The organism is Paenibacillus taichungensis (assembly GCF_050994985.1).
GTDB lineage: Bacteria > Bacillota > Bacilli > Paenibacillales > Paenibacillaceae > Paenibacillus > Paenibacillus taichungensis.
Map to the genome: position 1 here is coordinate 1,492,672 of NZ_CP194720.1, position 24,660 is coordinate 1,517,331.

The window sequence follows — 24,660 nt, forward strand, 5'->3', positions numbered from 1 at the left end:
AGTGAGAATCATGCAAAAGAGTTGGAAACGAATGCTCCGCTTTGGAATGTCAGGCATGCTTGCCATTGCGTTGCTTGCAGGACAGACGGGGTTGGCTGCGGCTCAAGCCGTTAATACGATTCATTTTACGGGTTACTTCGATAAACAACTACGTGCTCAGTTGGCCGTTACAGCGGATTCTTTTCCAGTTGTGAACGTACGTCTGGTCAAGCAGGATGAACCCGATTCAGTATATTATGATGTAGGCACATCTATACTGATCTCCAAGGATGAGGTGCTAACCAACTATCATGTCGTTCAGGATTATGCTGAACTGTCTGATGGGGACGAAGGCACACTTACTGTAGCAAGCCCAGGTCATCTGGACAAGCCGGTTAAAGCCAAAATCATTAAAACAGATCCGGTGACAGATATGGCATTGCTGAAGCTGGACAAAGAAATCGACGCACAACCGGTGACGTTTGCAAATGCCAAAGATAATCAAATTGTCTATACCATCGGATTTCCTAAAAATTCTGCCGGGGAACTTGTGCTGTTGGACGAAGATTTCCCTTCAACTTATAATACAATTGCCAAGAGCCGAGTATTTAATTCACAAGATTCGGACGTTCCAGGCAAGAAGGGCATTGGCAGTATCGTAAAATCTGTGGCACAAGGCAATTCAGGTGGGCCTGTTCTGGACCAGAACAATCGGGTTATTGGCATGATGACCTTTGTATACGGAGGACGTACTTATTATATTACTTCCAAAACGTTGCAATCCTTTATTAAAGAAAGTGCAACCCCTGCGAAAAAACAGGTCGTTGTTGCAGGTAAAGTAGCCAATTAACCTTATGCTTATTGCAGTGGTTACATACGATTAAAAGTGAACGGCTCACCTTAACGCTCCTGTCGCATACAGGCAGTGAGAGGGTGAGCTTTTTTGGTCTAAATACATAGCTAAATGCAGCTCTAAAGGTGTTTACAACCCCTGCGTTAACAAAATCGATGGATTATCCTTGTGATTTCCGGCCTTGATGGGTATCATTAGTGTGAGGTGACATGACAAACATGGAAAGATTACAAAAAATTATCGCACAGGCAGGTATTGCATCCCGCCGCAAGAGCGAGGAACTGATCCTGTCCGGCAAAGTAGAAGTTAACGGGGAGGTCGTAACCGAACTGGGTACGAAAGCGAACCCCGAAGAGGATATGATTACGGTTAATGGTAAACCGATCCGCAGTGAAAAGAAAGTGTACATGATGTTGAACAAACCGAAGGGTGTTATCACAAGTGCTTCAGACCCTGAAGGTCGGAAAATTGTATCCGACTATCTTAAAGGTGTCAAGGAACGGGTATACCCAGTGGGTCGTCTGGATTATGACACAGAAGGATTGCTCATTCTGACCAATGACGGCGAGTTTGCGCATTTGTTGACGCATCCGAAGCATCACGTACCCAAAACGTATCATGCAACCGTTAAAGGTGTTCCACATGGTTCGGCTCTGGAGAAATTAAAGACAGGCATTATGCTGGACGACGGTATGACAGCTCCGGCAGAGATTGAGTACAAAGATGTGGATACCGCAGCAAATGAATCTGTTATCTCTATTACGATTTACGAAGGGCGTAACCGTCAGGTTAGACGTATGTTCGAAGCGATTAACCATCCGGTAACACGTCTGAAACGGATTTCGTTTGGTGGTATTTTGCTTCAAAACCTGAAACGCGGACTCACACGTAATCTAACCAAAGAAGAAGTCAACAACCTGATTACGCTCGCAAAATCAGAACCCGCCAAAAAAATGAAAAAAAGGTAATGTGAGGACACATAATTTTCATAAAAGCGCCGCAGATTTGTGACGAAATTCGCTATAATTGTTCATAGGATGTTCACAGGTGTCCAAGACCGTTATATGCGAATGCTAGTCACTCAAGCTTTTTGCATAAATCCCTGGAGCGACTTTCAATCAGCAAGAGTTAGATCGAAATGGTGTTATTCGTCTAATTCTTGTACCCGGGAGCGTTTAGAATCAAATTATGCAAAAAGCTGACTTAAAAGGGGAGCAGCACATGGGGAAATCAAGAAGAGCGGTGCAAATCGTCATTTTGTTATTGATCCTGGTGTTGGGCGGATATGCGATTACTACATCGGTATCCGGCTCGAATGGCAAGCCAAAAGAAGGAGATAAAGCTCCTTCTTTTGAATTGCTGGGCCTGGATGGACAAGTTCATACGTCTGAGGAATACAAAGGCAAAGCCATGGTGATCAACTTCTGGGGGACTTGGTGTGAGCCTTGTGTCAAAGAGATGCCTGCGCTACAAGCGCAAGCAGACAAATGGAAGGACCAGGGTGTCCAATTTGTTGGAATCAATGTTGGGGAAGACCAGATGACCGTGGAAAATTTTGTTCGGCAGGTGGGCGTTACGTTTCCGATTATGCTCGACCGTGACAAAAACTCGATCCGGGATTTCGGTATATCTCCGATGCCAACGACATTTTTTGTCTCCGACACGGGTAAAATCTCCACCATTCATATCGGTCAACTTGATTTGAACACACTTGACGCTCAAATTTCACAACTGGCGAAACAGCCCTGACAGGAGGTCTAGTCGTGTTCCAAAATACGAAGTGTGAGTGCGGACACCAGAATCCGGTGGGCACTGTGCTGTGTGAAGCATGCGGCAAGCCGCTGCTGGAGGCCGAGGTCAAATCGGATGAAGTATTGGAAATGCGTTATGATGGCATGGCGCGTCGTTCGCAGCGTACGAATCCCAAAATTATTGACCGCATATGGAACTTTTTCTCATCGGTCAAAATTGCTGTTTACATGATTGTGTTTACACTTGTAGGTTCCATGCTAGGCACGATCTATCCACAAGAAAGTACATTTCTGAATATTGATCCATCCGTATATTACAAGGACACATACGGTCAGTTGGGTCATATCTATTATCTGCTGGGTCTGTCCCATACATACGAATCCTGGTGGTTTATTTTGCTACTGGTGCTGATCGGTGCTTCATTGGTCATATGCAGTCTAGACCGGGTACTTCCACTATACAAAGCGCTGAATAAACAGAAAATACGCAAACACATGCAGTTTCTTACACGCCAGCGACTGGTGTACCAAGGCTCCATAGAAGAGGCATCAGAAGACTGGATTAAGAAAGCGGTTACGCCGCTTAAAAAGAAAGGTTATCGTGTGCATACCGAGGGTAGTGCACTGCTGGCTGAGAAACAGCGATTCAGTCGCTGGGGACCTTATGTTATCCACATCGGCTTGATTATCTTTCTACTGGCAGTACTTGCCCGAGGGCTTCCCGGGCTGAATCTGGATGAGCATGTTGCTTTTCCCGAAGGTGAGATCAAGAAAATACCGAATACCTCCATGTATTTGAAGAATGAACAGTTTAATGTTGAGTTTTACAGTGAAGATGAGGTTCCAGAACAGTTCAAAAATTTGAACAAAACCGTTCCAAAACTGTTTGAAACCAAAGTGGTGTTGTACGAATGTACGGCAGATTGCTCGGATCCTTCGAAAAAACCTCAATTGACCGAGGTGGATCGACATGATGTTCGAGTGAACCATCCACTGAATTACCACGGATTGAAAGCATATCAGTTTGATTATGATTTGACACCAACGATTCGTTCGGTAACGCCTGATCTGGTCAATGCCCAGACGGGTGAGAAGTACGGAGCAATCCAAATTGCTATGGTGGATACGCAGCGAACGTTTGAAGCTGGACCCTATAGTCTGAATGTGAAAGAAAAATATATGGATTTTGGGCTGGATGAAAATGGAGAGCCCAAATCAAAGTCCCCTTCACCTAATGCGCCTGCCTTTCTATTTAACATCAAGGGACCCGATTTACCTGCAGAGGGCATGCAGTACTTGTATTTTGCGAAGCAGATCGATAAACAGCGTTTTCAACAGGACGCAATTAACAAACAGCTGAATGGAGGAGAAATTCCTTTGCAGCTAGAGGTCGATAGCATGGATAAGGTGGACATCATTCAGTCCGTGAGTTACCTCAATATCCGTATTGATAAGGCCATGCCTTTCGTATGGATTGGGGCAGGAATCGTTATGTTGGGTCTGGTTATGGGCTTTTACTGGCACCACCGACGTATTTGGATTCGGATTGATGATGGACAACTCACCCTAGGCGGCCACACGAACAAAAACTGGTTTGGATTTAGGCGCGAGGTTGCAGCTGTGTTAAAACATATGAATGTGGAAGTGGATGAGAAGTCGTTGGATAACGGGGGGAACCAAACATGAGTTTATTGGATTTCAGCAGCGACGCATTTATCGTATCTTTTTTTCTATATTGTGCTGCATTTATGTTATATGGCGTTGCCGTCATGGGCAAGAAATGGAGTAATCGTGACCCGCAAGCTCATGTAGAACGATGGGGCAAGCGAGCCTTTATTGCATCAACGGTTGCACTAGCTGCACATCTCATCTTCTTTGGTACACGATGGGCTGGAGCAGGCCATATACCCGTAAGTAATATGTATGAGTTTATGAGTTTTCTATCCATGATGATTATGGTGGCATTTATTGTAGTTTACGCAATTTATCGAAAATCGTTGCTAGGACTATTTGCATTGCCACTAACCATCATTATTATGGCATATGCAGCCGTATTTCCTCAGGAAGTACAGCCGCTGATCCCTGCTTTGCAATCGATATGGCTCAAGATCCACGTAACGTTGGCTGCACTTGGCGAGGCATTCTTCGCCGTAGGCTTTGCCGCAGGATTCATGTACTTGTTACGCACAGTGGATTTCAGTGGCAAGGATAAGTCATCCAGACGCCAGCGAGGATGGGTTGAGTTTACATTAATCACTATCGTCGTTGTGGTTGGGTTTATCGGGTCGGTATTTGCTTTCCGTGCATCCGGATATGAAGCGGTTTTTGTTCAGAAAACCACGAGCATTGACACAGAGGTACAGGAAAATAGTACAATAGAGAAAGTGATTTATCGCATGCCTCCTATATTTGCACCTTATAATAGCGAAGTGGAGAGCATAAAACCGTTTCTTGGCATGAAGGAACCTTTGCTTGAGACACCTTCCTGGATGAACGGAGTTAATGCTGGACGTAAACTGAATACGGTAGTCTGGTCTTTGATTGTAGGGCTGATCTTATATGGACTTATTCGTTTAATTGTAAGAAGACCGCTTGGACAAGCTCTGCAACCAATGCTGGATGGCATTGATGCCGACGATCTTGATGAGATTAGTTACCGCGCAATTGCTATCGGATTCCCGATATTTACATTGGGAGCATTAATTTTTGCTATGATCTGGGCTCAGATTGCCTGGAGCCGTTTCTGGGGATGGGACCCCAAAGAGGTGTGGGCACTGATAACATGGTTATATTATAGTGTGTACCTGCATTTGCGTTTGTCCAGAGGCTGGCAGGGCCGCAAGTCTGCCTGGCTTGCAGTACTTGGATTTTTGGTCGTTATGTTTACGCTCGTTGGTGTGAATTTGATCATCGCCGGGTTGCATTCATACGCTGGGGCAGACTAGGAGAGGTAGTTTCGTAAAGTTCCCGAGAGAAATCCATGAAACACATACGTAAGCCCCTACGTTCAATGGGGCATTCAAATATTGTTCGCCAGATCGAACATAATAGAAGTGATGAGGAGTTATTGCAAAGGGGCTGGAGTGGAATGGCTGAACATGAGAACCGTATACTAGTCGTGGATGACGAGGAAAGAATCCGACGGCTTTTGAAAATGTATCTCGAAAAAGAAGGTTATGAAATCGATGAAGCAGAGGATGGGGAAACTGCGTTGCGAAAAGCAACTGCAGGTGACTATGGTCTGATTTTGCTTGATGTGATGTTACCGGGCATGGACGGCGTTGAAGTATGTACCCGTTTGCGTCAGGTAAAATCAACCCCTGTTTTGATGCTTACTGCAAAAGGCGAAGAAATTAACCGCGTTCAGGGCTTTGAAGTTGGAGCAGATGATTATGTCGTTAAGCCGTTCAGTCCACGTGAAGTGATTTACCGGGTGAAGGCGATTTTGCGTCGTTCTTCTGCGACAGCTTATCTGTCTAAGGAAAGTAACTCAAGCAACAATATCGTATTTCCTCATTTGGTCATCGAACATGATGCTCACCGCGTAACCGCAGGTGGGGAAGAGATCAGTCTAACACCGAAAGAATATGAACTGTTGCATTATCTCGCGACATCTCCAGATAAAGTTTTCTCCAGAGAAGAGCTGCTGAAGGATGTATGGAATTATGAATTCTTTGGTGATCTTCGTACTGTGGATACGCATGTGAAGCGTCTTCGCGAGAAGTTAAACAAGGTTTCGCCAGAGTCAGCGGCGATGATTACGACGGTGTGGGGTGTGGGTTATAAACTGGAAGTACCGAAGTAGTTTTAGTTTCTGGAGATCGCTGGTCGGGAAGTTATGGATTACGATTATTTGCCTTGTGGGCTGTGTACTCATAGCATTGGGTCTTTTTTTGCTGCCGTATATTGATACGAATTTTGCGGAGTCTGAGTCGAGAGATATCAAACGTTTGTTCACATATGTTTGTATTATCGGTTTCAGTTTGACGACCTTTTTTGCGCTGTTTCTTTTTACGAAAATTACGCAGCCGATGCAGCAGTTAATTCAAGCAGCCAATGCGATTCGAAAAGGAAACTACGGTACACGTCTCTCCCTTGTAACGAGCGATGAGATTGGAGAATTGGGTAATACATTTAATCATATGGCTGCACAGCTGGAAGATAACATTCGCAACCTTAACCATGAGAAAGAACATCTGGCGAGCGTGCTCCGAAGCATGACCGATGCCGTAGTGACATTCGATGGTGAGGGAAAGGTTATTTTGACAAACCCCCCCGGCGAGAAAATCATGCAGGCTTGGTGTGATTTGGACTGGGCACAGATGGGCGAGAGACAGGATTCGGAGAATGCTGTGAGTTCTTCGCGAGAGGTACCGGAACCACTCGTTCCTTTGTTCAAAAAGGTGATGGAGCAGGGCGGCGATCAGAACTCTAACGTGCATGTGCAGCAGGGAGTCTGGTCTGTTCAGATGGCACCTTTGTACGCGGATAGTGTCGTTCGAGGCGCAGTAGCTGTGCTTCGTGACGTGACGGAGGAAGTACGACTGGAGAAGATGCGTCGTGATTTTGTCGCCAACGTCTCTCACGAAATACGTACTCCGCTATCCATGATGCAAGGGTACAGTGAAGCTCTTTTGGATGGGATGGCGGCTTCCCCAGAAGAAAGTGAAGAATTAATTCAAGTGATTCATGATGAGTCTTTGCGTATGGGCAGGTTGGTTAAGGATCTGCTTGATCTTGCGCGAATGGAAGCGGGTCATACGGATATGGCCGTGAAGGAAGTGGATTTGGTTGAACTATTGGAACGAGTATACAGAAAGTTCTCGGTACGTTCCAAAGAACAGGATATCCATCTTAGGTTTGAGTGCAAACAGTCTTCCATTGAACTTCATCAGGCGGATGAGGATCGACTTGAACAGGTATTTACCAATTTGCTGGATAATGCGTTTCGGCATACTCCCTCAGGCAAAAATGTTGTCATATCGGCAGAGCTGTTAACTGATGTCCGGATACCTGTAGCTAAAGTGACTGTAAAAGATGAAGGTGTAGGCATTCCGTCTTCCGATCTGCCATTCATCTTTGAACGATTCTACAAAGCAGATAAGGCTCGTGTTCGGGGTGAAAGTGTCGGTACAGGACTGGGGCTCGCAATTGTAAAAAACATCGTAGATGCGCATCACGGTACCATTATCGTTAATAGCGTACTTGGCGAAGGTACAGAGTTTATTTTACAATTTCCGGTGGATTCATCGAAATAGCCCGATTTCATACAAAAAGTGCGGAAGCACCCTCATGCTGAGGGTGCTTTTTTTGTTGAACAGTACCGTTTAATCTTGTTCAACGTGGAACAGTATGTTCACTTTTTTTGCATCGAAAAAAGTGTCCAAGATAATTTTGCCTCTTATGAAACATAAGCTTGAAAAGCGAAGAAGTTAAAGGAGGAGTAGAATAGGCATGTCTGATGAAAGAAAAAGGGTGAATATTAAAGCTTTCTTAGAAGGAAGATCGTTTCGAGCGGGATCACCGTTTATTCCAATAACATCGAGTGAAGTGGAGCAGTTTGAGTCCATTTTGAAAGCACTAGCAGTGACTATTCCTGCAGCTGTCAGTCAGCCTACAGCGTCTAATATTCTCGCGTTGCAAAACAGTTTACGGAGTTTGCTCAACTTTGTTAATACCTCTGGTTTTCGAGCTGGGGTGAAAGCGGAGTTACAATCAGTTCTGGAACTAACCATTGCAGGCTCTGAAGTTGTGCCTGTAGCCGTTATTAATCTAGCTGGAAACTTGCAAAATATACTCGATGATGTATTAAGTGTAACGTTGCTTCTGGAAGTTCCGCCTGCGGAAAAAGATAAATTGGTTGGTTTGATTCGTTCCATATCCGTATCATTGACTCGTGCTACCAGTTCATTTGGAACATCAGGAACTCCAGGTCCTCCAGGTCCCCCGGGAGTTCCGGGAGTTCCAGGGGTTCCGGGTGTTCCTGGACTGCCAGGTCCGACCGGGTCAGGAGGAACAGTTGGACCAGTAGGTCCGGTAGGTCCTCTAGGGCCTCTAGGGCCTCAAGGCGTACCAGGTCCGCAGGGGGCGCCTGGAGTTGGACTGGATGATATATCCGTTTTTGACCCAGCTCAGGCACCTGGCTATGTGCAAGGTCAAGTAGTTTCGTATAACGGTAGTCTTTATGTAGTTAACGTGAATGGTCCTACCGGTATACCTGGAAGTTCTCCAGACTACACGTTGTTTTTGTCAGGAGGAATGACTGGAGCAACAGGGGCAGGTTTAACGGGCTCTGTTCCATTTGATCCAGCGGTAGCACCAGGTTATCCGGCAGGACAAATTGTAACATTTGGCGGTAGTACCTATATTACTAATGTGGCATCGCCAACGGGAACACCGGGTAGTTCACCGGATTATACTTTGCTAGCAGCGGCCGGAGCTACTGGAGCCACCGGGGCAACGGGTGTGGGACTCGGTGGTTCTGTTCCATTTGATCCAGCGGTAGCACCAACGTATCCAGCGGGTCAGGTCGTAACATTTGAGGGCAGCACCTACATTACAAATGTGGCATCGCCAACAGGAACTCCCGGTACTTCACCGGACTATACACTCTTGGCGGGAGCAGGACCTACAGGGGCAACGGGAGCCACTGGCTTAGGTTTAAGTGGAATATTACCGTTTGATCCGGCGGTAGCACCAACGTATCCAGCAGGTCAAATAGTGACGTTTGACGGTAGTACCTATATTACTAATGTAGCTTCACCAACTGGAACTCCAGGTACATCACCAGACTACACATTGCTTGCTGGCGCAGGAGCCACCGGTGCAACCGGAGCAACAGGAGTGGGCTTGAATGGAGCAGTTCCGTTTGACCCAGCAGTAGCACCAACGTATCCAGCGGGTCAAGTTGTAACTTTCGACGGCAGTACGTATATTACAAATGTCGCATCGCCAACGGGAACGCCGGGAACATCACCGGATTATACGTTGATTGCAGGCGCAGGACCAACAGGGGCTACGGGTGTAACGGGAGCGACTGGAGCGACTGGAGTAGGATTGAGTGGGATTGTACCGTTTGATCCGGCGGTAGCGCCAACGTATCCGGCAGGACAGGTGGTTACGTTTGACGGCAGTACGTACATTGCCAATGTTGCATCGCCAACCGGGACGCCGGGCACATCACCAGACTACACTTTGCTTGCAGGTGCGGGTGTTACTGGTGCAACGGGAGCAACAGGCGTGGGCTTGAATGGAGTAGTTCCGTTTGATCCAGCAGTAGCACCAACGTATCCAGCGGGTCAGGTCGTAACATTTAACGGCAGCACGTATATTGCAAATGTGGCATCGCCAACGGGAACGCCGGGAACATCCCCGGATTATACATTGCTTGCAGGCGCAGGACCAACGGGGCCCACGGGTGTAACAGGAGCGACTGGAGTAGGTCTGAACGGGATTGTACCGTTTGATCCAGCAGTAGCACCAACGTATCCAGCGGGTCAAGTCGTAACGTTTGATGGCAGCACGTATATTGCGAATGTCGCATCGCCATCAGGCACCCCAGGAACGTCCCCGGATTACACGTTGCTGGCTGGTGCGGGAGCCACGGGTGCGACAGGGGCAACCGGCGTCGGTGTACCGGGCGCAACCGGAGATACGGGTGTGACGGGAGCCACCGGTGCAGGTCTGACAGGCGTCGTTCCATTCGACCCAGCAGTAGCACCAACGTATCCAGCGGGTCAAGTCGTAACGTTTGATGGCAGCACGTATATTGCGAATGTCGCATCGCCAACAGGCACCCCAGGAACGTCCCCGGATTACACGTTGCTGGCTGGTGCGGGAGCCACAGGTGCGACAGGGGCAACCGGCGTCGGTGTATCGGGCGCAACCGGAGATACGGGTGTAACGGGAGCCACCGGTGCAGGTCTGACAGGCGTAGTCCCATTCGACCCAGCAGTTGCACCAACGTATCCAGCGGGTCAAGTCGTAACGTTTGATGGCAGCACGTATATTGCGAATGTCGCATCGCCAACAGGCACCCCAGGAACGTCCCTGGATTACACGTTGCTGGCTGGTGCGGGAGCCACGGGTGCGACAGGGGCAACCGGCGTCGGTGTATCGGGCGCAACCGGAGATACGGGTGTAACGGGAGCCACCGGTGCAGGTCTGACAGGCGTCGTTCCATTCGACCCAGCAGTAGCACCAACGTATCCAGCGGGTCAAGTTGTAACGTTTGATGGCAGCACATATATTGCAAATGTGGCATCGCCAACTGGAACACCAGGAACGTCCCCGGATTATACGTTGCTGGCTGGTGCTGGGGCAACTGGTGCGACAGGTGCAACTGGAGTAGGTGTAACGGGAAGTACTGGATCCACGGGAGATACAGGTGTAACCGGGGCGACTGGAGTTACCGGCGATACAGGGGCTGCGGGAGTAACTGGAGCCACAGGTGTCAGTGTAACGGGAAGTACTGGAGCCACAGGAGATACAGGAGTCACCGGAGCGACTGGAGTTACCGGCGATACAGGGGCTGCGGGAGTAACTGGAGCTACAGGTGTCAGTGTAACGGGAAGTACTGGAGTCACGGGAGATACGGGAGTAACCGGAGCGACTGGGGTTACCGGCAATACAGGGGCTGCGGGAGTAACTGGAGCCACAGGTGTCAGTGTAACGGGAAGTACTGGAGCCACGGGAGATACGGGTGTAACCGGGGCGACTGGAGTTACCGGCGATACAGGGGCTGCGGGAGTAACTGGAGCTACAGGTGTCAGTGTAACGGGAGGTACTGGAGCCACGGGAGATACAGGTGTAACCGGGGCGACTGGAGTTACCGGCGATACAGGGGCTGCGGGAGTAACTGGAGCTACAGGTGTCAGCGTAACGGGAAGTACTGGAGCCACGGGAGATACGGGAGTAACCGGGGCGACTGGAGTTACCGGCGATACAGGGGCTGCGGGAGTAACTGGAGCTACAGGTGTCAGCGTAACGGGAAGTACTGGAGCCACGGGAGATACGGGAGTAACCGGGGCGACTGGAGTTACCGGCGATACAGGGGCTGCGGGAGTAACTGGAGCTACAGGTGTCAGCGTAACGGGAAGTACTGGAGCCACGGGAGATACGGGAGTAACCGGAGCGACTGGGGTTACCGGCAATACAGGGGCTGCGGGGGTAACGGGTGCTACCGGTGTTAGTGTAACGGGAAGTACTGGAGCCACGGGAGATACAGGTGTAACCGGGGCGACTGGGGTTACCGGCGATACAGGGGCTGCGGGAGTAACTGGAGCTACAGGTGTCAGCGTAACGGGAAGTACTGGAGCCACGGGAGATACGGGAGTAACCGGAGCGACTGGGGTTACCGGCAATACAGGGGCTGCGGGGGTAACGGGTGCTACCGGTGTTAGTGTAACGGGAGTCACCGGAGCAACGGGATTAACCGGGGCCACCGGGGTTACAGGCTTAACGGGTGCAACAGGAATCGGAATCACTGGTGCAACAGGAGAGACAGGGATAACCGGAACCACTGGGGCTACAGGAATAACCGGAGAGACAGGAGTCGGTGTCACTGGATCGACAGGAGCAACCGGAATAACAGGAGTCACTGGAGAGACAGGGACAACCGGAACCACTGGGGCTATAGGAGTAACCGGAGCCACGGGAGTCGGTGTCACTGGATCGACAGGAGCAACCGGAGAGACGGGAATAACCGGGGCCACCGGGGTTACAGGCTTAACGGGTGCAACAGGTATTGGTGTCACTGGCACAACAGGAGCAAGTGGAACAACTGGGGTTACCGGAGCAACAGGGGCTAGTGTAACCGGAGGCACGGGCGCTTCTGGAGTCACCGGAGTTACTGGGGCAACAGGGGCTAGCGGAGCCACAGGAGCCAGTGTAACTGGAAGCACAGGAGCTACAGGCGTTACGGGTGCTACTGGATCGACTGGAATAACAGGTGCTACTGGAGTGAGCGTCACAGGAGCAACTGGGGCCACCGGGGGTACAGGAGCGACGGGTGCAACCGGAGCCACAGGAACCTCTGTAACATCTAATTCAGCTTTTGGTGAAAACACAAATGGAACCATCGTTGTCATTTTGGGTGGAACACTAATACCATTACCAAACAACCAAAATATAGGCACTGGTATAACCATCAATGGAGCGAATGATACTTTCACTCTTGCCAATGCAGGGCGTTACTATATCTCTTACAAAATAAATCTGACAGCCGCACTTGCTATTCAATCCCGTATATTACTTAACGGGGCAGCAATTCCAGCGAGTGTAGTTTCACCATTGCTTTCCCTGAGTCAGTTACAGTCTGACTTTATTGTGACGGTAACTGCCGGATCTACAATACAGTTCCAACTATTTGGTCTTGTTGGTACCGCTGTCCTCTCTCCACCAGGAGCTACATTAAACATTATTCAATTAAGTTAATGCATGAATTACGCTTTAAAAAAAGAAGTTTGAGTTTAAAAAAAGAGGCGAACCCAATAAGGGTTCGCCTCTTTTTTTATCTTATAAGTGAATAGTCCGACAATAATTAATTCAGAACGATTTCAACGGCAGTATTGATTTCCTGAAGAGCTGCAAGTTGCACAAGTACATCTTTTGGAACTTCTTTATCAACAGTAAGAATCATGATTGCCGCCCCACCGATGATTTTACGTCCGACCTGCATGGAGGCGATGTTAACTTCGTTCTCTCCAAGCAAAGTTCCAACACGTCCGATAATACCCGGTTTATCATTATGAGAAATCAGAACTTGGTGACTTTCTGGAGCAATATCCACTGGGAATTTGTCCAGACGCACGATACGCTCTCCATAACCTGCAAGCAGTGTGCCCGCAACACGACGCTCCTCAGCATCCTGATTCGTCACAAGTGTGACGGTAATCAGATTAGTAAATCCTTTCGTCGCCGAAGTTTGGCTAACCACTACATTGAGATCCCGCACTTTAGCCAAATGCATGGAGTTGACAATATTGGCTTCTCCGCCTAAATGCCTTGCGAGAATACCTTTTACAATGTAACGAGTCAAAGGCGAAGTATCCACTTCCGACAGATCTCCAGCGTAGTCAATGCGGATTTCCTGAACTGCATTTTGAGTGATCTGAGCTGCAAAGCTGCCCAGTGTTTCACCAAGTTTAAAGTACGGCTGCAGTTTGTTCATTACAGTTGGAGCTACAGCAGGCATGTTAACTGCGTTTTTGAACGGTTCATTGCGCAGAATATGCAGGACTTGCTCGGATACGTCGATCGCTACATTTTCTTGTGCTTCGACTGTCGATGCACCAAGATGAGGCGTCACAATAATGCTAGGATGATTCAGGAACGGATGGTCAGCAGCTGGTGGTTCGCTCTCGAATACGTCGAATGCTGCACCAGCAACGATACCTTCATCAATTGCTTCTACAAGTGCCATTTCATCAACAACTCCGCCACGGGCACAGTTGATAATACGCATCCCTTTTTTCATCACTTCGAATTGAGGGCGGGAAATCATATGGCGTGTCTCAGGTGTTAATGGTGTGTGAACGGTCATGAAGTCGGCATTGCGAATGATGTCATCTACACTAGCCAGCTTAACCTGAAGTTTCTCTGCGCGATCTTGAGTGAGGAACGGGTCGTAAGCCAGAATATCCATTCCGAATGCTTTTGCACGTTTAGCTACTTCGCTACCGATTCGTCCCATACCGAGCACACCCAGCGTTTTATTTCTTAACTCCACACCCAGGAAGGTTTTACGATCCCAAGTACCTTGAATGGTTTTGGCATATGCCTGAGGAATATGTCGTGCCAGTGCCATCATCATGGCAAATGTATGCTCACATGTCGTAATCGTGTTACCGTCAGGGGCGTTAATAACAATGATACCGCGTTGGGTAGCAGCTTCCAAATCAATGTTATCTACACCTACGCCAGCACGTCCGATGACTTTAAGGTTTGTACCAGCCGTCATAATACGATCCGTTACACGAGTCTGACTTCGAACTAGAAGGGCATCATAATCGCCGATAATTGCAACAAGCTCATCTTCGCTAAGACCTGTTTTCTTCTCAACTACAACATCATTTGCATCCACCAGTTGCTGGATACCCAGATCACTAATGGGGTCCGACACTAACACTTTGTACATGGTTTCTTCCTCCTTAGGTATGTGTATCTATATCGTCAAGGTCTCACCTCACGAAAGAGGCATTCCTTAAAACCATTGAAACTCTTCCTTCCAACAACGCGGTGTCGCAGTAGAGGGGGAGGGTGTAGCAAATAGGGCGATTCCCACGTCTGTACTCTAAAATAAATCAAAAAACTCTCAATCCACATACTGCTTGCGCAATAAGGGACGAGAGTTGTCGTGGTACCACCCTAATTCACCGCCGTTTCGCAACGACAGTCTTAGCGGTCAATGAAGACCGAAGAGGATAACGGGTCTAAACCGATTGCACCTACTCCAATTTCAATGCAATAACTCAGGAGCGCTCAAGATCATCTGCCTGCCACCGATTTACACCATCCATCGGCTCTCTGTAAGACAAAGCAACGTCTTTTTTCCATCATCGTGTTTAACGTGACTAATTTTTTCATAATGTATCATGGCTGACATGAGCATGTCAATAGGCTTAAATGTTTTAATTCGATTTGCTAATGTAATTTTCTTCAGTGGGGGAGAAGGCGTACAGATGATAAAAATTGATCTCATTAATCGATTGATATAGCTCGACTACAAGCTGTTTAGTGAATCGGATTTTAACACATTAATGAACTAATTCATTGGATAAAACTCTGTTGAAAAACCGGGACTTGGGGCAGGCCTTGAACCTATTTGGTTTTTTGGCTATCATTTAGTATACTATCTGATTGGACAACGAAATTGTTATCCATCAAATATAAGTCAAGAGGACAGACATAGGCGATGAAAAAATTAAAGTTTCCCAAGTTCAAGATTCAGAAAGCTGAACCACAGCAGCTTACCGAGCGTTTGCTTCTGATCAATCTATACTTTACACAAGGGTTAACTTTGATCATTGGGGTTGTATGGATTTTATTGCAGAAGAGAAATCTTTTTGATGTGCTTGCGTGGCCAGACAGTTACCAGTTTATATGGTGGGGACTTGGTCTTGCTGGCATTATGCTTGTTATGGACTTGGTTCTTTCTTATGTTATTCCTCAAGAAAGCATGGACGATGGTGGAATTAACGAGATGTTGTTTCGCAAGCGTCCAATCTGGCACATTGTATGCATAGCAGCTATCGTTGCTGTTTGTGAGGAATTATTATTTCGTGGAGCCATTCAACATGCGATAGGTCCTTACTGGACAAGTATTTTATTTGCGGTCATCCATATACGCTATTTGCGGCACTGGATTCCGACTGGTTGGGTATTTGTTTCGAGCTATGGATTGGGTTGGATTTATATGCAATCCGGCACATTATGGGCGCCTATATTATGTCATTTTATTATTGATTTGGTGTCTGGATTAGCGATACGTTTTCGGGGGGAATCATGAATCAGCAATTAAGTAGAATGAAGACATACGGCAGTCAGCGCCATCGTCACTCGGATAAGACAGAGACATCTGAGCGTCCTGAAGTTTCTCAAGTTAATCTGGTTGTTGAACCAGCTGCTGCCTCAGAGGTGGGAGGACTCACACCAATTACCTCAGTCTCCATACCAAGATCACAACGTAAGTCTTATACATCATCACTGGAAAGTCCAGTACTTCCCCGGCGGGCGCCAGCGCGTGCCAACAAAGCAGAAAAACCATCAGAAGAATCCGTTTCCGAAGCGGGCACACTTCCTACGCGGACTGAACTTCATCCGTCTCGTCGTTTGCGCCTCAGTAAACGATTTGTTAATTCGCTCATTTTTATATTTGTTTTGCTTACAATCAGTCTGGTTTGGTGGGGGATAAAAGGAGCGCCTTCATTGGATACTTTCCTTCCATGGCCATGGTAATACTGGCCTGGTTCGTTGCCGTTATTTTGGCCGGGATTGCTTTGCTGGTTCATATGTGGCGTGAGGCGCATCTTCATCACATCGTTTCAGAAGAGGTTGAAGTTCCGAATTTGCCCTCTTCTTTTGATGGCAGCAAAATCCTGTATTTATCTGATATCCATAAACGCAAGCTGAAAAAGAATGATCTGGAACATCTTCGCAATCAGGTGGACTGGGTTATCATTGGGGGAGATGTGGCGGAAAAAGGAATTTCATGGCCACTCGTCAGACATAATATGAGCTTGTTATCTTATATTGCCCCTGTTTTTACAGTGTATGGGAACCATGACAAAAGAGCAGGAACTGTGCATCTCGAACGTATATTCCGAGATACGGGTGTTCAACTCTTACAGGATTCTACCACTTACCTTCGTAAAGGCAAAAGCAAACTCTGCCTGGTCGGAGTTGATTATCGTTCACGGCGAGGCGATTCGCTGCTTGCAGAATTGGACACCAAAGATTGCAAGATTGCCATCGTGCATGATCCCTTAGAGGCTCTTCACTTGAATGGACCTGTTGATCTGATATTGAGTGGTCACACTCACGGTGGGCAATTAGTATTTCCAGGCTTTGGCCCCGTCTTTCTTAACAAAGCATACCGCTCCGTATCTAGTGGGTGGTTCTCTCTAAAAAAGGATGGTAATGACACCGAGCAAGAAGGCAAATTGCTGGTTAGCAAAGGATACGGAACCAATCATTTGCCGTTCAGACTTTGTTGTCCCGCAGAAATGCATATTATTACTTTGCGAATGCTATCAAACAAACAGCCTTGATCCGGATAGGACCAAGGCTGTTTGTTATAACTTTTCAGTTCCTTCGTGTGAGTTTTGATTCATCAATTAATGACATTAAGCCGAATGCTGGGCAAATAATCGAAGCTCAGCGGGCTTCGAGTTCGATGGAGCGAGGGTCGACAAAAGTGTAGCCTTTCTGTTCAAGTTTGGTTAACAACTCATCCAACGCTTCAACCGTCCATGGCAACTCATGCATCAATATATTACTGCCGGGATTTAATTGATCCAGTACATTCTGGATAACTTTCTCCGGTTTGTTTTTGGTGCTCTTATCCCAATCCAGTGAACCATTGGACCATGTCATGTATAACATGCCGTTTTTCTTGACTGTGGCCTTTAGTGCATCATTTCCAGAACCGAACGGCGGGCGGAAAAACTGAGGTTCCACGCCAATCGTATCTTTCACAATCTTTTGCACATCGGTTACCTGTTTGGCTGCTGCTGTGGTGGACATTTTTTTCAGGTCTTCATGATCCCACGCATGATTTCCTATTATTTGCCCACGTTTATGAATGATCTCGAGCAACTCGGGATGACTTTTCACTCGGTATCCGTTAACAAAAAATATTGCTTTCGCATTATGTTTATCCAATGTGTCGATTAATCCATTAATCATTTTTTCTTCTTTGGGCCCATCATCAAATGTCAATAATACAACCTTGCTTTCGCTCGTCTTATCGTTGGGTTTGATGTAGTAATTGGCGTTCATGTGATACGTTTTTTCAATATTAACTTCGGCTACTTGTGAATCGGGAGCATTATCAGTTCCTTCTTTTTCTGTCAAAGATGTTTCGTCATTACTTGGTGATGCTTGATCCGTATTCGAGTCCGAGTCCGTTGAGGACGGGGAATCCGTGGTTTGCTTTTCGCTTGTGCCAGTGGAAGTTGGCTCATTCTGCTGCTCCTGCGTTGAAGTAACCGAATCATCATTGGGCTTCGTGGATTCAGGTGTTGTTTCGACTTTGGTTCCACAAGCTGACAACAGCATGCATGCGATCATAATTAAGGCGATGGTGTGTCTAATCATGCTTTCAACTCGCTTTCCTGTATTTATGCGGAATGAGATGAGGCACTCCCGCAAACACTAGTTGTGATTTTAACATTAAAAGGAGGTTGGTGTAATGAAGGCGTCATCCTTTTTCTGGGGTGTTGTAATTGGCGTAGCAGCCAGTTCTTGGCTGTCCAAAGGTAAAATGTCAATGCTGTCTTCCGGTTCATCCCGCAACATGATGAATCAGGCCAAACACAAAATGATGGAGATGACATTCCCGGGCATGGACGGTTTCAGCTCCAAGCCAAACGAACAGAGCGGAGATGCCCACAAAAGCACGCATAAAAAAAGTGCAAATCCGATAACTCCGCAAGAAAAAGAAGAGAACATGAGCATGCTAAAAGATTTTATTCGCACCAATCCGGATGTTAAACAAGAAGTTGAGCAAATTTTAACTCAAACAAACACAACAGTACCGGGTTTATAAACACAAACCTCCCATTAGAATCATCCACAGTCCTGTTTTGATGTGGAATGATTCTTTTTTTGTCGATTTTACTTCGTGCATTTGCAGGTATAAAATGATAACATAACTACATAGATTTATTTTCAGCACATATTGTTTTGTGCTTCATAATCTGTTATAAGACTTGCTTATAAAGGGGAGATCCTGTATGAAAATAGAACGATTAAGTCACGATAAGATACGGATTTTCCTGACCTTTGACGATCTGAGCGAGCGCGGAATACAAAAAGAAGATATGTGGCAGGAAATACCTAAAGTTCATGAACTGTTCACTGAAATGATGGACCAGGCCTATTCCGAACTTGGATTTGATGCTACAGGTCCACTTGCTGTCGAAGTATTCGCACTTCCCGCTCAAGGGATGGTTGTCATTGTCACCCGGGGGAAATATGATCCGCAACAATATGGTTCAGGTAATGAGGATGATTTGCCTGAAGAAGTATATGAGATGGAAGTTACACTTGAGCAGAGCGATTCCATCGTCTATGCATTCAAAGATTTTGAAGTGCTGATTGAGGCTGCACATATGTTGCATCAGCACGTAACGGATGCTGGAAGACTTTATTCTTATAAAGACAAATGGTTTTTGCATTTTGAACCGGATGACTTGGATTCCACTAAACATGCAGCATTGATTGCCTTGCTTGCTGAATTCGGTGAAGGATCTTCCGTTACCCCTGCCGTCATGGAAGAGTACGGAAAGGTTGTTATGCCTGAACAAGCGGTTGAGGTTATTTGCACCCACTTCAAGCGTCAGGAGTAAGCTCTCGTTGTAATCGCGTCTTTAGTCAGAGGAGGGAATTTCGGTGCTTTTGTTTTCGGTTTTAGCGGCAGCAGTAGCTCCGGGTCTCGCCTTGTTAACATACTTTTATCTGAAAGACCGTTATGACTCAGAACCTCTTCACATGGTATTTCGAGTCTTTCTCATGGGGATTCTGATGGTATTGCCTGTGATGATTATTCAGCGTGGCATGATGATCTGGCTTGGAGATAATCCTTATGTTGAAGCTATCCTGATTTCAGGTGGTGTTGAAGAGTTCGTCAAATGGTTTGTGATATACCATATTATTTATAACCATACCGAATTTGACGAGCCTTATGATGGGATTCTATACTCCGTTGCTGTTTCACTCGGATTTGCTACAGTTGAGAATGTGTTGTATGCCTTTGCGGGGAATGCTTCCGTCTCAGCTATGTTCATTCGTGCATTGCTTCCTGTATCGGGTCACGCCATGTTTGCAGTAATTATGGGGTATTACATGGGGCGGGCCAAGTTCTCGGATGGTAAGAAAAAACGTTGGTTTCTTATGCTCTCACTCGTTTTACCGTTCTTCTGGCATGCGCTTTACGATGTCATTATGAATACGATGGTGAATCATTGGTTATGGTTCATTGCGCCACTGATGGCGGGTCTATGGTACGGTGCGATGGGCAAGATTACAAGGGCCAACAATCGTTCTCCTTTTCGTTTTGTGAAGCGTGAGGAAGAGATTAAATTATAAAAATACGGACACACTGGTGGACATGGAGCGCAACCTGCGCCTGATGCCCCGGTGTGTTTTTTGTTGCAATAAAATAAAAATTCCCGGGGAAAGACAAATAGAAACGGGGATAAGCGTGATGAGAATCAAAATTAAAATCAGATGCAAGCAATGTGGAGAACGTTTTACGCTGCGAGGCAAGAAGGAACGAGGAAGAATTGAGACTGGTTTTAAACAGTGTTTGTGTGATAATCGCGATCAGTTCGAAATTGAGGAAGATGGCGGCACAACCTGGGTACAATTGAATTAAACAGAACGTTTGAGACCACGCGTGATAAGCCCGTCATTGGACAGACTGGAAATCGCATGCATAAGAGGTCTTTCTTCGATCCACAATAGAGGTAGTGGCTTAGAAGAAAGGAGACTCTACCGATGTATAAACGTTTAAGTTCAGTTATGTTTCCGATATTTGCAGTTCTGTTAATCGGTGCTCTCGTATGGGGTTACCAAGAGAACCAGGAGAAAAATGCCATACTGATCAAGGCAGAAAATCAATATCAGCGTGCCTTTCACGATTTATCTTTTCATATGGACAAATTGCACTCCGAGATTGGGAATACACTGGCAGTTCATGCTACGTCCCAAGGGATGCATCGTAAAGGTCTGATGAACGTATGGCGACTCACCAGTGAAGCGCAGAATGAGATTAACCAATTGCCGCTTACAATGTTGCCATTCAGTGAGACGGAGGAGTTTCTCTCCCGCATCTCTAACTTTGCTTATCAGGCGTCCATGCGTGATCTGACCAATGAACCTTTAAGTGAAAAAGAAATGGGCAACTTGAAAAAGCTGTATGCGAATTCATCCGAGATCACTAAAAATCTGCAGGATGTACAGCAAAAAGTCATTTCTGACCGTTTACGCTGGATGGATGCCGAGTCGGCTATGGCAACCGAAGAGCAAACGATGGACAACACCATCGTGGATGGATTCCGGACAGTCAACAAAAAGGTACAGGAATACCCTGAACTTGACTGGGGTCCTTCAGTCTCCAGCATTTATGCCAAACGTTCGGTGAAAAAGCTGGATGGCTTACCGATGACCAAAGAGCAGATCCAAACTAAAGCTGCAAAGTTCTCCAATGCCGAACACGGCAAGATTCAAATACAGGAGAATGGTAAGGGTACAGACTGGGAATCGTACACAGCTACGATTGATCAATCCAAAGACAGTAAATTGAGTATGGACTTCACGCGTAATGGCGGTCTGCTCATCTCTTACAGTGACACTCGTCCAATCGGAACAAAGAAAGTCACACGTAAGGAAGCTATGGCCAAAGCAGATCATTTCCTTTCCAATAAGGGTTACAAAGATATGAAGGCAGTCAATTATGACGAGTTTGGCAATCTCGGTAATCTGACCTATGTTCGCAAACAAGGCGATACACTGATTTATCCTGAAAAAATGTCTGTTAGGGTTGGCCTTGATAATGGGGATGTTACAGGCTTCCAGGCAAGTGATTTTGTATATGAACATCAGAAAAAGCGGGAGATTCCAAAAGCCACACTCACGGTTGAACAGGCCCGCAAAAAACTGAATCCGGAATTCAAGGAGAGCTATGCTCGCAAATCACTCATTAAGAATGATTACAGCAAAGAAGTTCTGTGTTACGAATTCGGTGGACGCATCAATGGTGCAAAATATAAAATTTACATCAACGCTGATACAGGTATGGAAGAAGCCGTTGAGGAAATCAAACCGGTGAATGAGACCACATAACATCAAGAAACCGGTAGGCTGTTAAATTGCAAATAGATAACTGAACAGGCCACGCAGTGGTCTGTTTTTTGTTGTCCACTATGAGAAAGGTCATGGTATAATAGTCCTTGTACATACGATTACGAAGATAAAAAGCTAAGGTGGCGGTGAACAGCTTGTTTCCCAAAATAAATGAAGTTTTATACATCCAGATTGCCTCTGCAGATGAAAAAGAGGAAAGCAAAGAATATAAATCACGTATAGCTGATGTGGATGACAATAGTTTTCTGATCGAAGTTCCGATGCAGCAGGGAAGCAGCCGGTTGAAACGGTTGTTTTTTGGTGAAGAATTGTCCATTTCTTATATTACGGAAGACGGGGTTCGTCATTATTTCAACACGTATGTGACCGGATTTGAGGAAGATGTAGTACGGCTAGTACGAATTCGCAAGCCGTTGCCGGACGACATTACCAAAATCCAGCGTCGCAGTTTTCTTCGTGTTCATGCAAACCTTGAAATGGCCATCCAGGGTGAAGATTTGACCCGTGCAGTGGGCTTGACTGAAGATATTGGCGGCGGGGGATTGTCCATTTATGGAGAACCCAATTTTGCTATTGCGGAAGGGCAGAAGCTGAAATGCTGGTTGCTTATTCCTTATCGGAATGCAGCAATTGAACATGCTAATTTTGAAGCTGAAGTGGTACGTATCAAAACACTGGAAACAGGCAGACAGCTATGCATGTTAAAGTTTGTGCAGATTACGGATTCGGAAAGGCAGAAGATCATCAAGTTTTGTTTTGAACGGCAATTGGATTATCGATCGAAATAAAGAGGATAATTGTCTGGTATAGCAATGGACAATGCTGGGCACTGTAATGGAAAAACGGAGGTTCTGCTTGTGAACAATCGCCATGCATCCCGCAGATACGAGCGCCTATATTATGTTTTATCCAAGCGAATGGAAAGAAGGGCTCTGAAGCTGATTACAGCTCTTCTTATTCTGCTTGTGTTTTATCAATTATTACTTCTTGTGCCTAATATAAAAAAGAATATGACCTCCATTGATCGTCTGGAAGGAACACCAATTCAGATGCAAACGGTACACGAACAATAGCATTAAGGATTTGTCTGTTTTTGCATCCATGTGTATAGTGTGGTATAATTTTGACGATGCAGGCAATGCCTGTTTTTTTATTGAGGCTTATCGTTTGAGGAGGAATGCCCCGTTGGCAAGCCAGAACACATCAGAGAACGGGAAAATGAACGTCGCAATTGACGGACCTGCCGGTGCCGGGAAAAGCACGGTGGCCCGATTGGTTGCAGAGGCGCTCGCGTATATATACGTCGATACTGGCGCGATGTACCGTGCGGTAACCTTGCATATGCTTCGAAAAGGTATTTCACCGGAAGATGTGCCAGAGGTGCTTCAGGAAACCCAAAAGCTGGTCATTGATTTACAACCGGATCCCGACGGACAGAAAGTGTTCTGTAATGGGGAAGATGTAACCTCGGAAATCCGCTCCCGTGAAGTGACGGGAATCGTGTCCCGATATGCGCAAATCGAGGGGCTGCGTACGCAATTGGTGGATACACAGCGGCAAATGGCTTTGCGCAAGGGCGTCGTCATGGATGGACGCGATATCGGAACGACAGTACTGCCCGACGCGGAAGTGAAAATCTTCATGACTGCCAGTGTGGAAGAGCGTGCACTTCGCCGCTTCAAAGAACTGGACCCCTCAGAAGGACTGACGTTGCAGCAACTTGAGCGAGACATTGCCACCCGTGACAAACTGGATGAAAGTCGGGAAATTTCCCCGCTTCGTTGTGCTGAGGACGCTACAGTGCTCGATACAACCGAGATGAGCATCCATGAAGTGGTTGACAAAATCGTGTCTTATTGCACAATGGTCAGAGGAGAGATCGGTCTATGATTTACACATTTTGCAGCACATTACTGCGGATCATTTACACCATTCTTTTCCGCCTGGAGGCAGTTGGACGGGAGAACATCCCGAAAGAAGGCGGCGTACTTTTATGTTCCAATCATATCAGTAACTTTGATCCTCCAACGGTTGGTATCAAGATTCGTCGTCAGGTGCGCTTCATGGCCAAAAGCGAATTGTTTGATATTCCGGTCTTTGGCCGAATTATCAAAGCCGTAGGCGCTTTCCCTGTTAAACGTGGAGGCGTCAGCAAGGAATCCATCAAGACCTCACTCAACATTTTGCGTGGTGGTGAAGTGCTGGGCATTTTCCCTTCGGGAAGCCGACACAATGATGGAGGCATCGGCAAAAAAGGGGCAGCGAGCTTCGCTCTCCGAAGTGGTGCTACTGTTATTCCTACTGCTATTATCGGTAACTACAAGGTTTTTCGTAAGATGAAAGTTGTTTATGGAGCACCGGTGAATTTGGACGAGTTCAAGGAAGATCCTTCCGGCGATGCGCTGGAAAGAGCGACTGAGAAGATTATGTCCAAAATTAATGAAATGGTGCAAACGGGCGTACCGAGCAAGTGAGTAAGGTGACGTCGAA

22 protein-coding genes and 1 other annotated feature are annotated in these 24,660 nt (G+C 46.7%); of the genes, 20 read left to right on the top strand and 2 right to left on the bottom strand.

Translation table 11 applies throughout. The features are described 5' to 3' along the window. The first annotated feature begins 10 nt into the window (after positions 1-10). From ACR1R9_RS06890 to ACR1R9_RS06925, 8 genes are all read left to right on the top strand, one after another. Positions 11-829: a S1 family peptidase gene (locus ACR1R9_RS06890; protein ID WP_064636817.1), complete on the top strand. Its 819-nt coding sequence runs from the start codon at positions 11-13 to the stop codon at positions 827-829. Between the two features lie 221 nt (positions 830-1,050). Further along, positions 1,051-1,800 (top strand): pseudouridine synthase, encoded by a 750-nt coding sequence (locus ACR1R9_RS06895; RefSeq protein WP_063568319.1) that lies wholly within the window; start codon positions 1,051-1,053, stop codon positions 1,798-1,800. 253 nt (positions 1,801-2,053) lie between these two features. Further along, the gene (locus tag ACR1R9_RS06900) at positions 2,054-2,581 is read left to right on the top strand and encodes a redoxin domain-containing protein (protein ID WP_076291921.1); all 528 of its coding nucleotides are present in this window, start codon (positions 2,054-2,056) and stop codon (positions 2,579-2,581) included. Positions 2,582-2,595: 14 nt separating this feature from the next. Then, positions 2,596-4,269, top strand: a complete 1,674-nt coding sequence (gene resB / locus ACR1R9_RS06905; RefSeq protein WP_433921460.1) for a cytochrome c biogenesis protein ResB — start codon at positions 2,596-2,598, stop codon at positions 4,267-4,269. Further along, positions 4,266-5,528, top strand: coding sequence for a cytochrome c biogenesis protein CcsA (ccsA, locus tag ACR1R9_RS06910; protein WP_076291923.1), 1,263 nt, complete (start codon positions 4,266-4,268; stop codon positions 5,526-5,528). Before resB ends, ccsA begins: the two co-directional genes overlap by 4 nt. 143 nt (positions 5,529-5,671) lie before the next feature. Further along, the gene (locus tag ACR1R9_RS06915; RefSeq protein ID WP_017687664.1) at positions 5,672-6,388 is read left to right on the top strand and encodes a response regulator transcription factor; all 717 of its coding nucleotides are present in this window, start codon (positions 5,672-5,674) and stop codon (positions 6,386-6,388) included. Between the two features lie 55 nt (positions 6,389-6,443). Beyond that, positions 6,444-7,841, top strand: a complete 1,398-nt coding sequence (locus tag ACR1R9_RS06920) for an ATP-binding protein (protein ID WP_433921459.1) — start codon at positions 6,444-6,446, stop codon at positions 7,839-7,841. A gap of 196 nt (positions 7,842-8,037) precedes the next feature. Beyond that, on the top strand, positions 8,038-13,017 hold the full coding sequence (locus ACR1R9_RS06925; protein WP_433921458.1) for a BclA C-terminal domain-containing protein: 4,980 nt from the start codon (positions 8,038-8,040) through the stop codon (positions 13,015-13,017). Positions 13,018-13,123: 106 nt separating this feature from the next. Here the strand turns inward: ACR1R9_RS06925 and serA are convergent, their stop codons facing one another. Continuing rightward, complete coding sequence (serA, locus tag ACR1R9_RS06930) at positions 13,124-14,719, bottom strand: phosphoglycerate dehydrogenase (RefSeq protein WP_099858410.1); 1,596 nt, start codon at positions 14,717-14,719, stop codon at positions 13,124-13,126. A 200-nt stretch (positions 14,720-14,919) separates the two neighbouring features. Then, positions 14,920-15,150: a binding site (T-box leader), on the bottom strand. Between the two features lie 346 nt (positions 15,151-15,496). Between serA and ACR1R9_RS06935 the strand changes: the two genes are divergently transcribed. From ACR1R9_RS06935 to ACR1R9_RS06945, 3 genes are read left to right on the top strand one after another with little or no spacing between them, the layout of a single operon-like run. Next, entirely contained in the window at positions 15,497-16,090 is a 594-nt protein-coding gene (locus ACR1R9_RS06935) for a lysostaphin resistance A-like protein (RefSeq protein ID WP_433921457.1), read from the top strand. Beyond that, on the top strand, positions 16,087-16,539 hold the full coding sequence (locus tag ACR1R9_RS06940; RefSeq protein WP_076288916.1) for a hypothetical protein: 453 nt from the start codon (positions 16,087-16,089) through the stop codon (positions 16,537-16,539). The genes ACR1R9_RS06935 and ACR1R9_RS06940 overlap by 4 nt, the downstream gene beginning before the upstream one ends. Continuing rightward, the gene (locus tag ACR1R9_RS06945; RefSeq protein WP_326065758.1) at positions 16,527-17,351 is read left to right on the top strand and encodes a metallophosphoesterase; all 825 of its coding nucleotides are present in this window, start codon (positions 16,527-16,529) and stop codon (positions 17,349-17,351) included. The genes ACR1R9_RS06940 and ACR1R9_RS06945 overlap by 13 nt, the downstream gene beginning before the upstream one ends. A 106-nt stretch (positions 17,352-17,457) precedes the next feature. Here the strand turns inward: ACR1R9_RS06945 and ACR1R9_RS06950 are convergent, their stop codons facing one another. After that, positions 17,458-18,372, bottom strand: coding sequence for a polysaccharide deacetylase family protein (locus ACR1R9_RS06950; RefSeq protein ID WP_433921456.1), 915 nt, complete (start codon positions 18,370-18,372; stop codon positions 17,458-17,460). A gap of 121 nt (positions 18,373-18,493) precedes the next feature. Between ACR1R9_RS06950 and ACR1R9_RS06955 the strand changes: the two genes are divergently transcribed. From ACR1R9_RS06955 to ACR1R9_RS06995, 9 genes are all read left to right on the top strand, one after another. Continuing rightward, entirely contained in the window at positions 18,494-18,850 is a 357-nt protein-coding gene (locus tag ACR1R9_RS06955; protein WP_175382486.1) for a hypothetical protein, read from the top strand. A 187-nt stretch (positions 18,851-19,037) separates the two neighbouring features. Beyond that, positions 19,038-19,652, top strand: a complete 615-nt coding sequence (locus ACR1R9_RS06960; RefSeq protein WP_091000230.1) for a genetic competence negative regulator — start codon at positions 19,038-19,040, stop codon at positions 19,650-19,652. A gap of 43 nt (positions 19,653-19,695) precedes the next feature. Beyond that, a complete protein-coding gene (gene prsW / locus ACR1R9_RS06965) occupies positions 19,696-20,391 on the top strand; it encodes a glutamic-type intramembrane protease PrsW (protein WP_076288920.1) in 696 nt (231 codons plus the stop codon). A 22-nt stretch (positions 20,392-20,413) separates the two neighbouring features. Continuing rightward, entirely contained in the window at positions 20,414-20,680 is a 267-nt protein-coding gene (locus ACR1R9_RS06970; protein ID WP_433948971.1) for a hypothetical protein, read from the top strand. Between the two features lie 122 nt (positions 20,681-20,802). After that, positions 20,803-22,149 carry a germination protein YpeB gene (gene ypeB, locus ACR1R9_RS06975; RefSeq protein WP_076288921.1) on the top strand — a complete coding sequence of 449 codons (1,347 nt, stop codon included), beginning with the start codon at positions 20,803-20,805 and terminating at the stop codon, positions 22,147-22,149. Positions 22,150-22,304: 155 nt separating this feature from the next. Next, on the top strand, positions 22,305-22,958 hold the full coding sequence (locus tag ACR1R9_RS06980; protein ID WP_076288922.1) for a flagellar brake protein: 654 nt from the start codon (positions 22,305-22,307) through the stop codon (positions 22,956-22,958). 69 nt (positions 22,959-23,027) lie between these two features. Beyond that, positions 23,028-23,243, top strand: a complete 216-nt coding sequence (locus ACR1R9_RS06985; RefSeq protein WP_433921455.1) for a hypothetical protein — start codon at positions 23,028-23,030, stop codon at positions 23,241-23,243. Positions 23,244-23,355: 112 nt separating this feature from the next. After that, the gene (gene cmk / locus ACR1R9_RS06990) at positions 23,356-24,060 is read left to right on the top strand and encodes a (d)CMP kinase (RefSeq protein ID WP_063566751.1); all 705 of its coding nucleotides are present in this window, start codon (positions 23,356-23,358) and stop codon (positions 24,058-24,060) included. Next, complete coding sequence (locus ACR1R9_RS06995) at positions 24,057-24,644, top strand: lysophospholipid acyltransferase family protein (protein ID WP_063566752.1); 588 nt, start codon at positions 24,057-24,059, stop codon at positions 24,642-24,644. The genes cmk and ACR1R9_RS06995 overlap by 4 nt, the downstream gene beginning before the upstream one ends. The last annotated feature ends 16 nt before the right edge of the window (positions 24,645-24,660 follow it).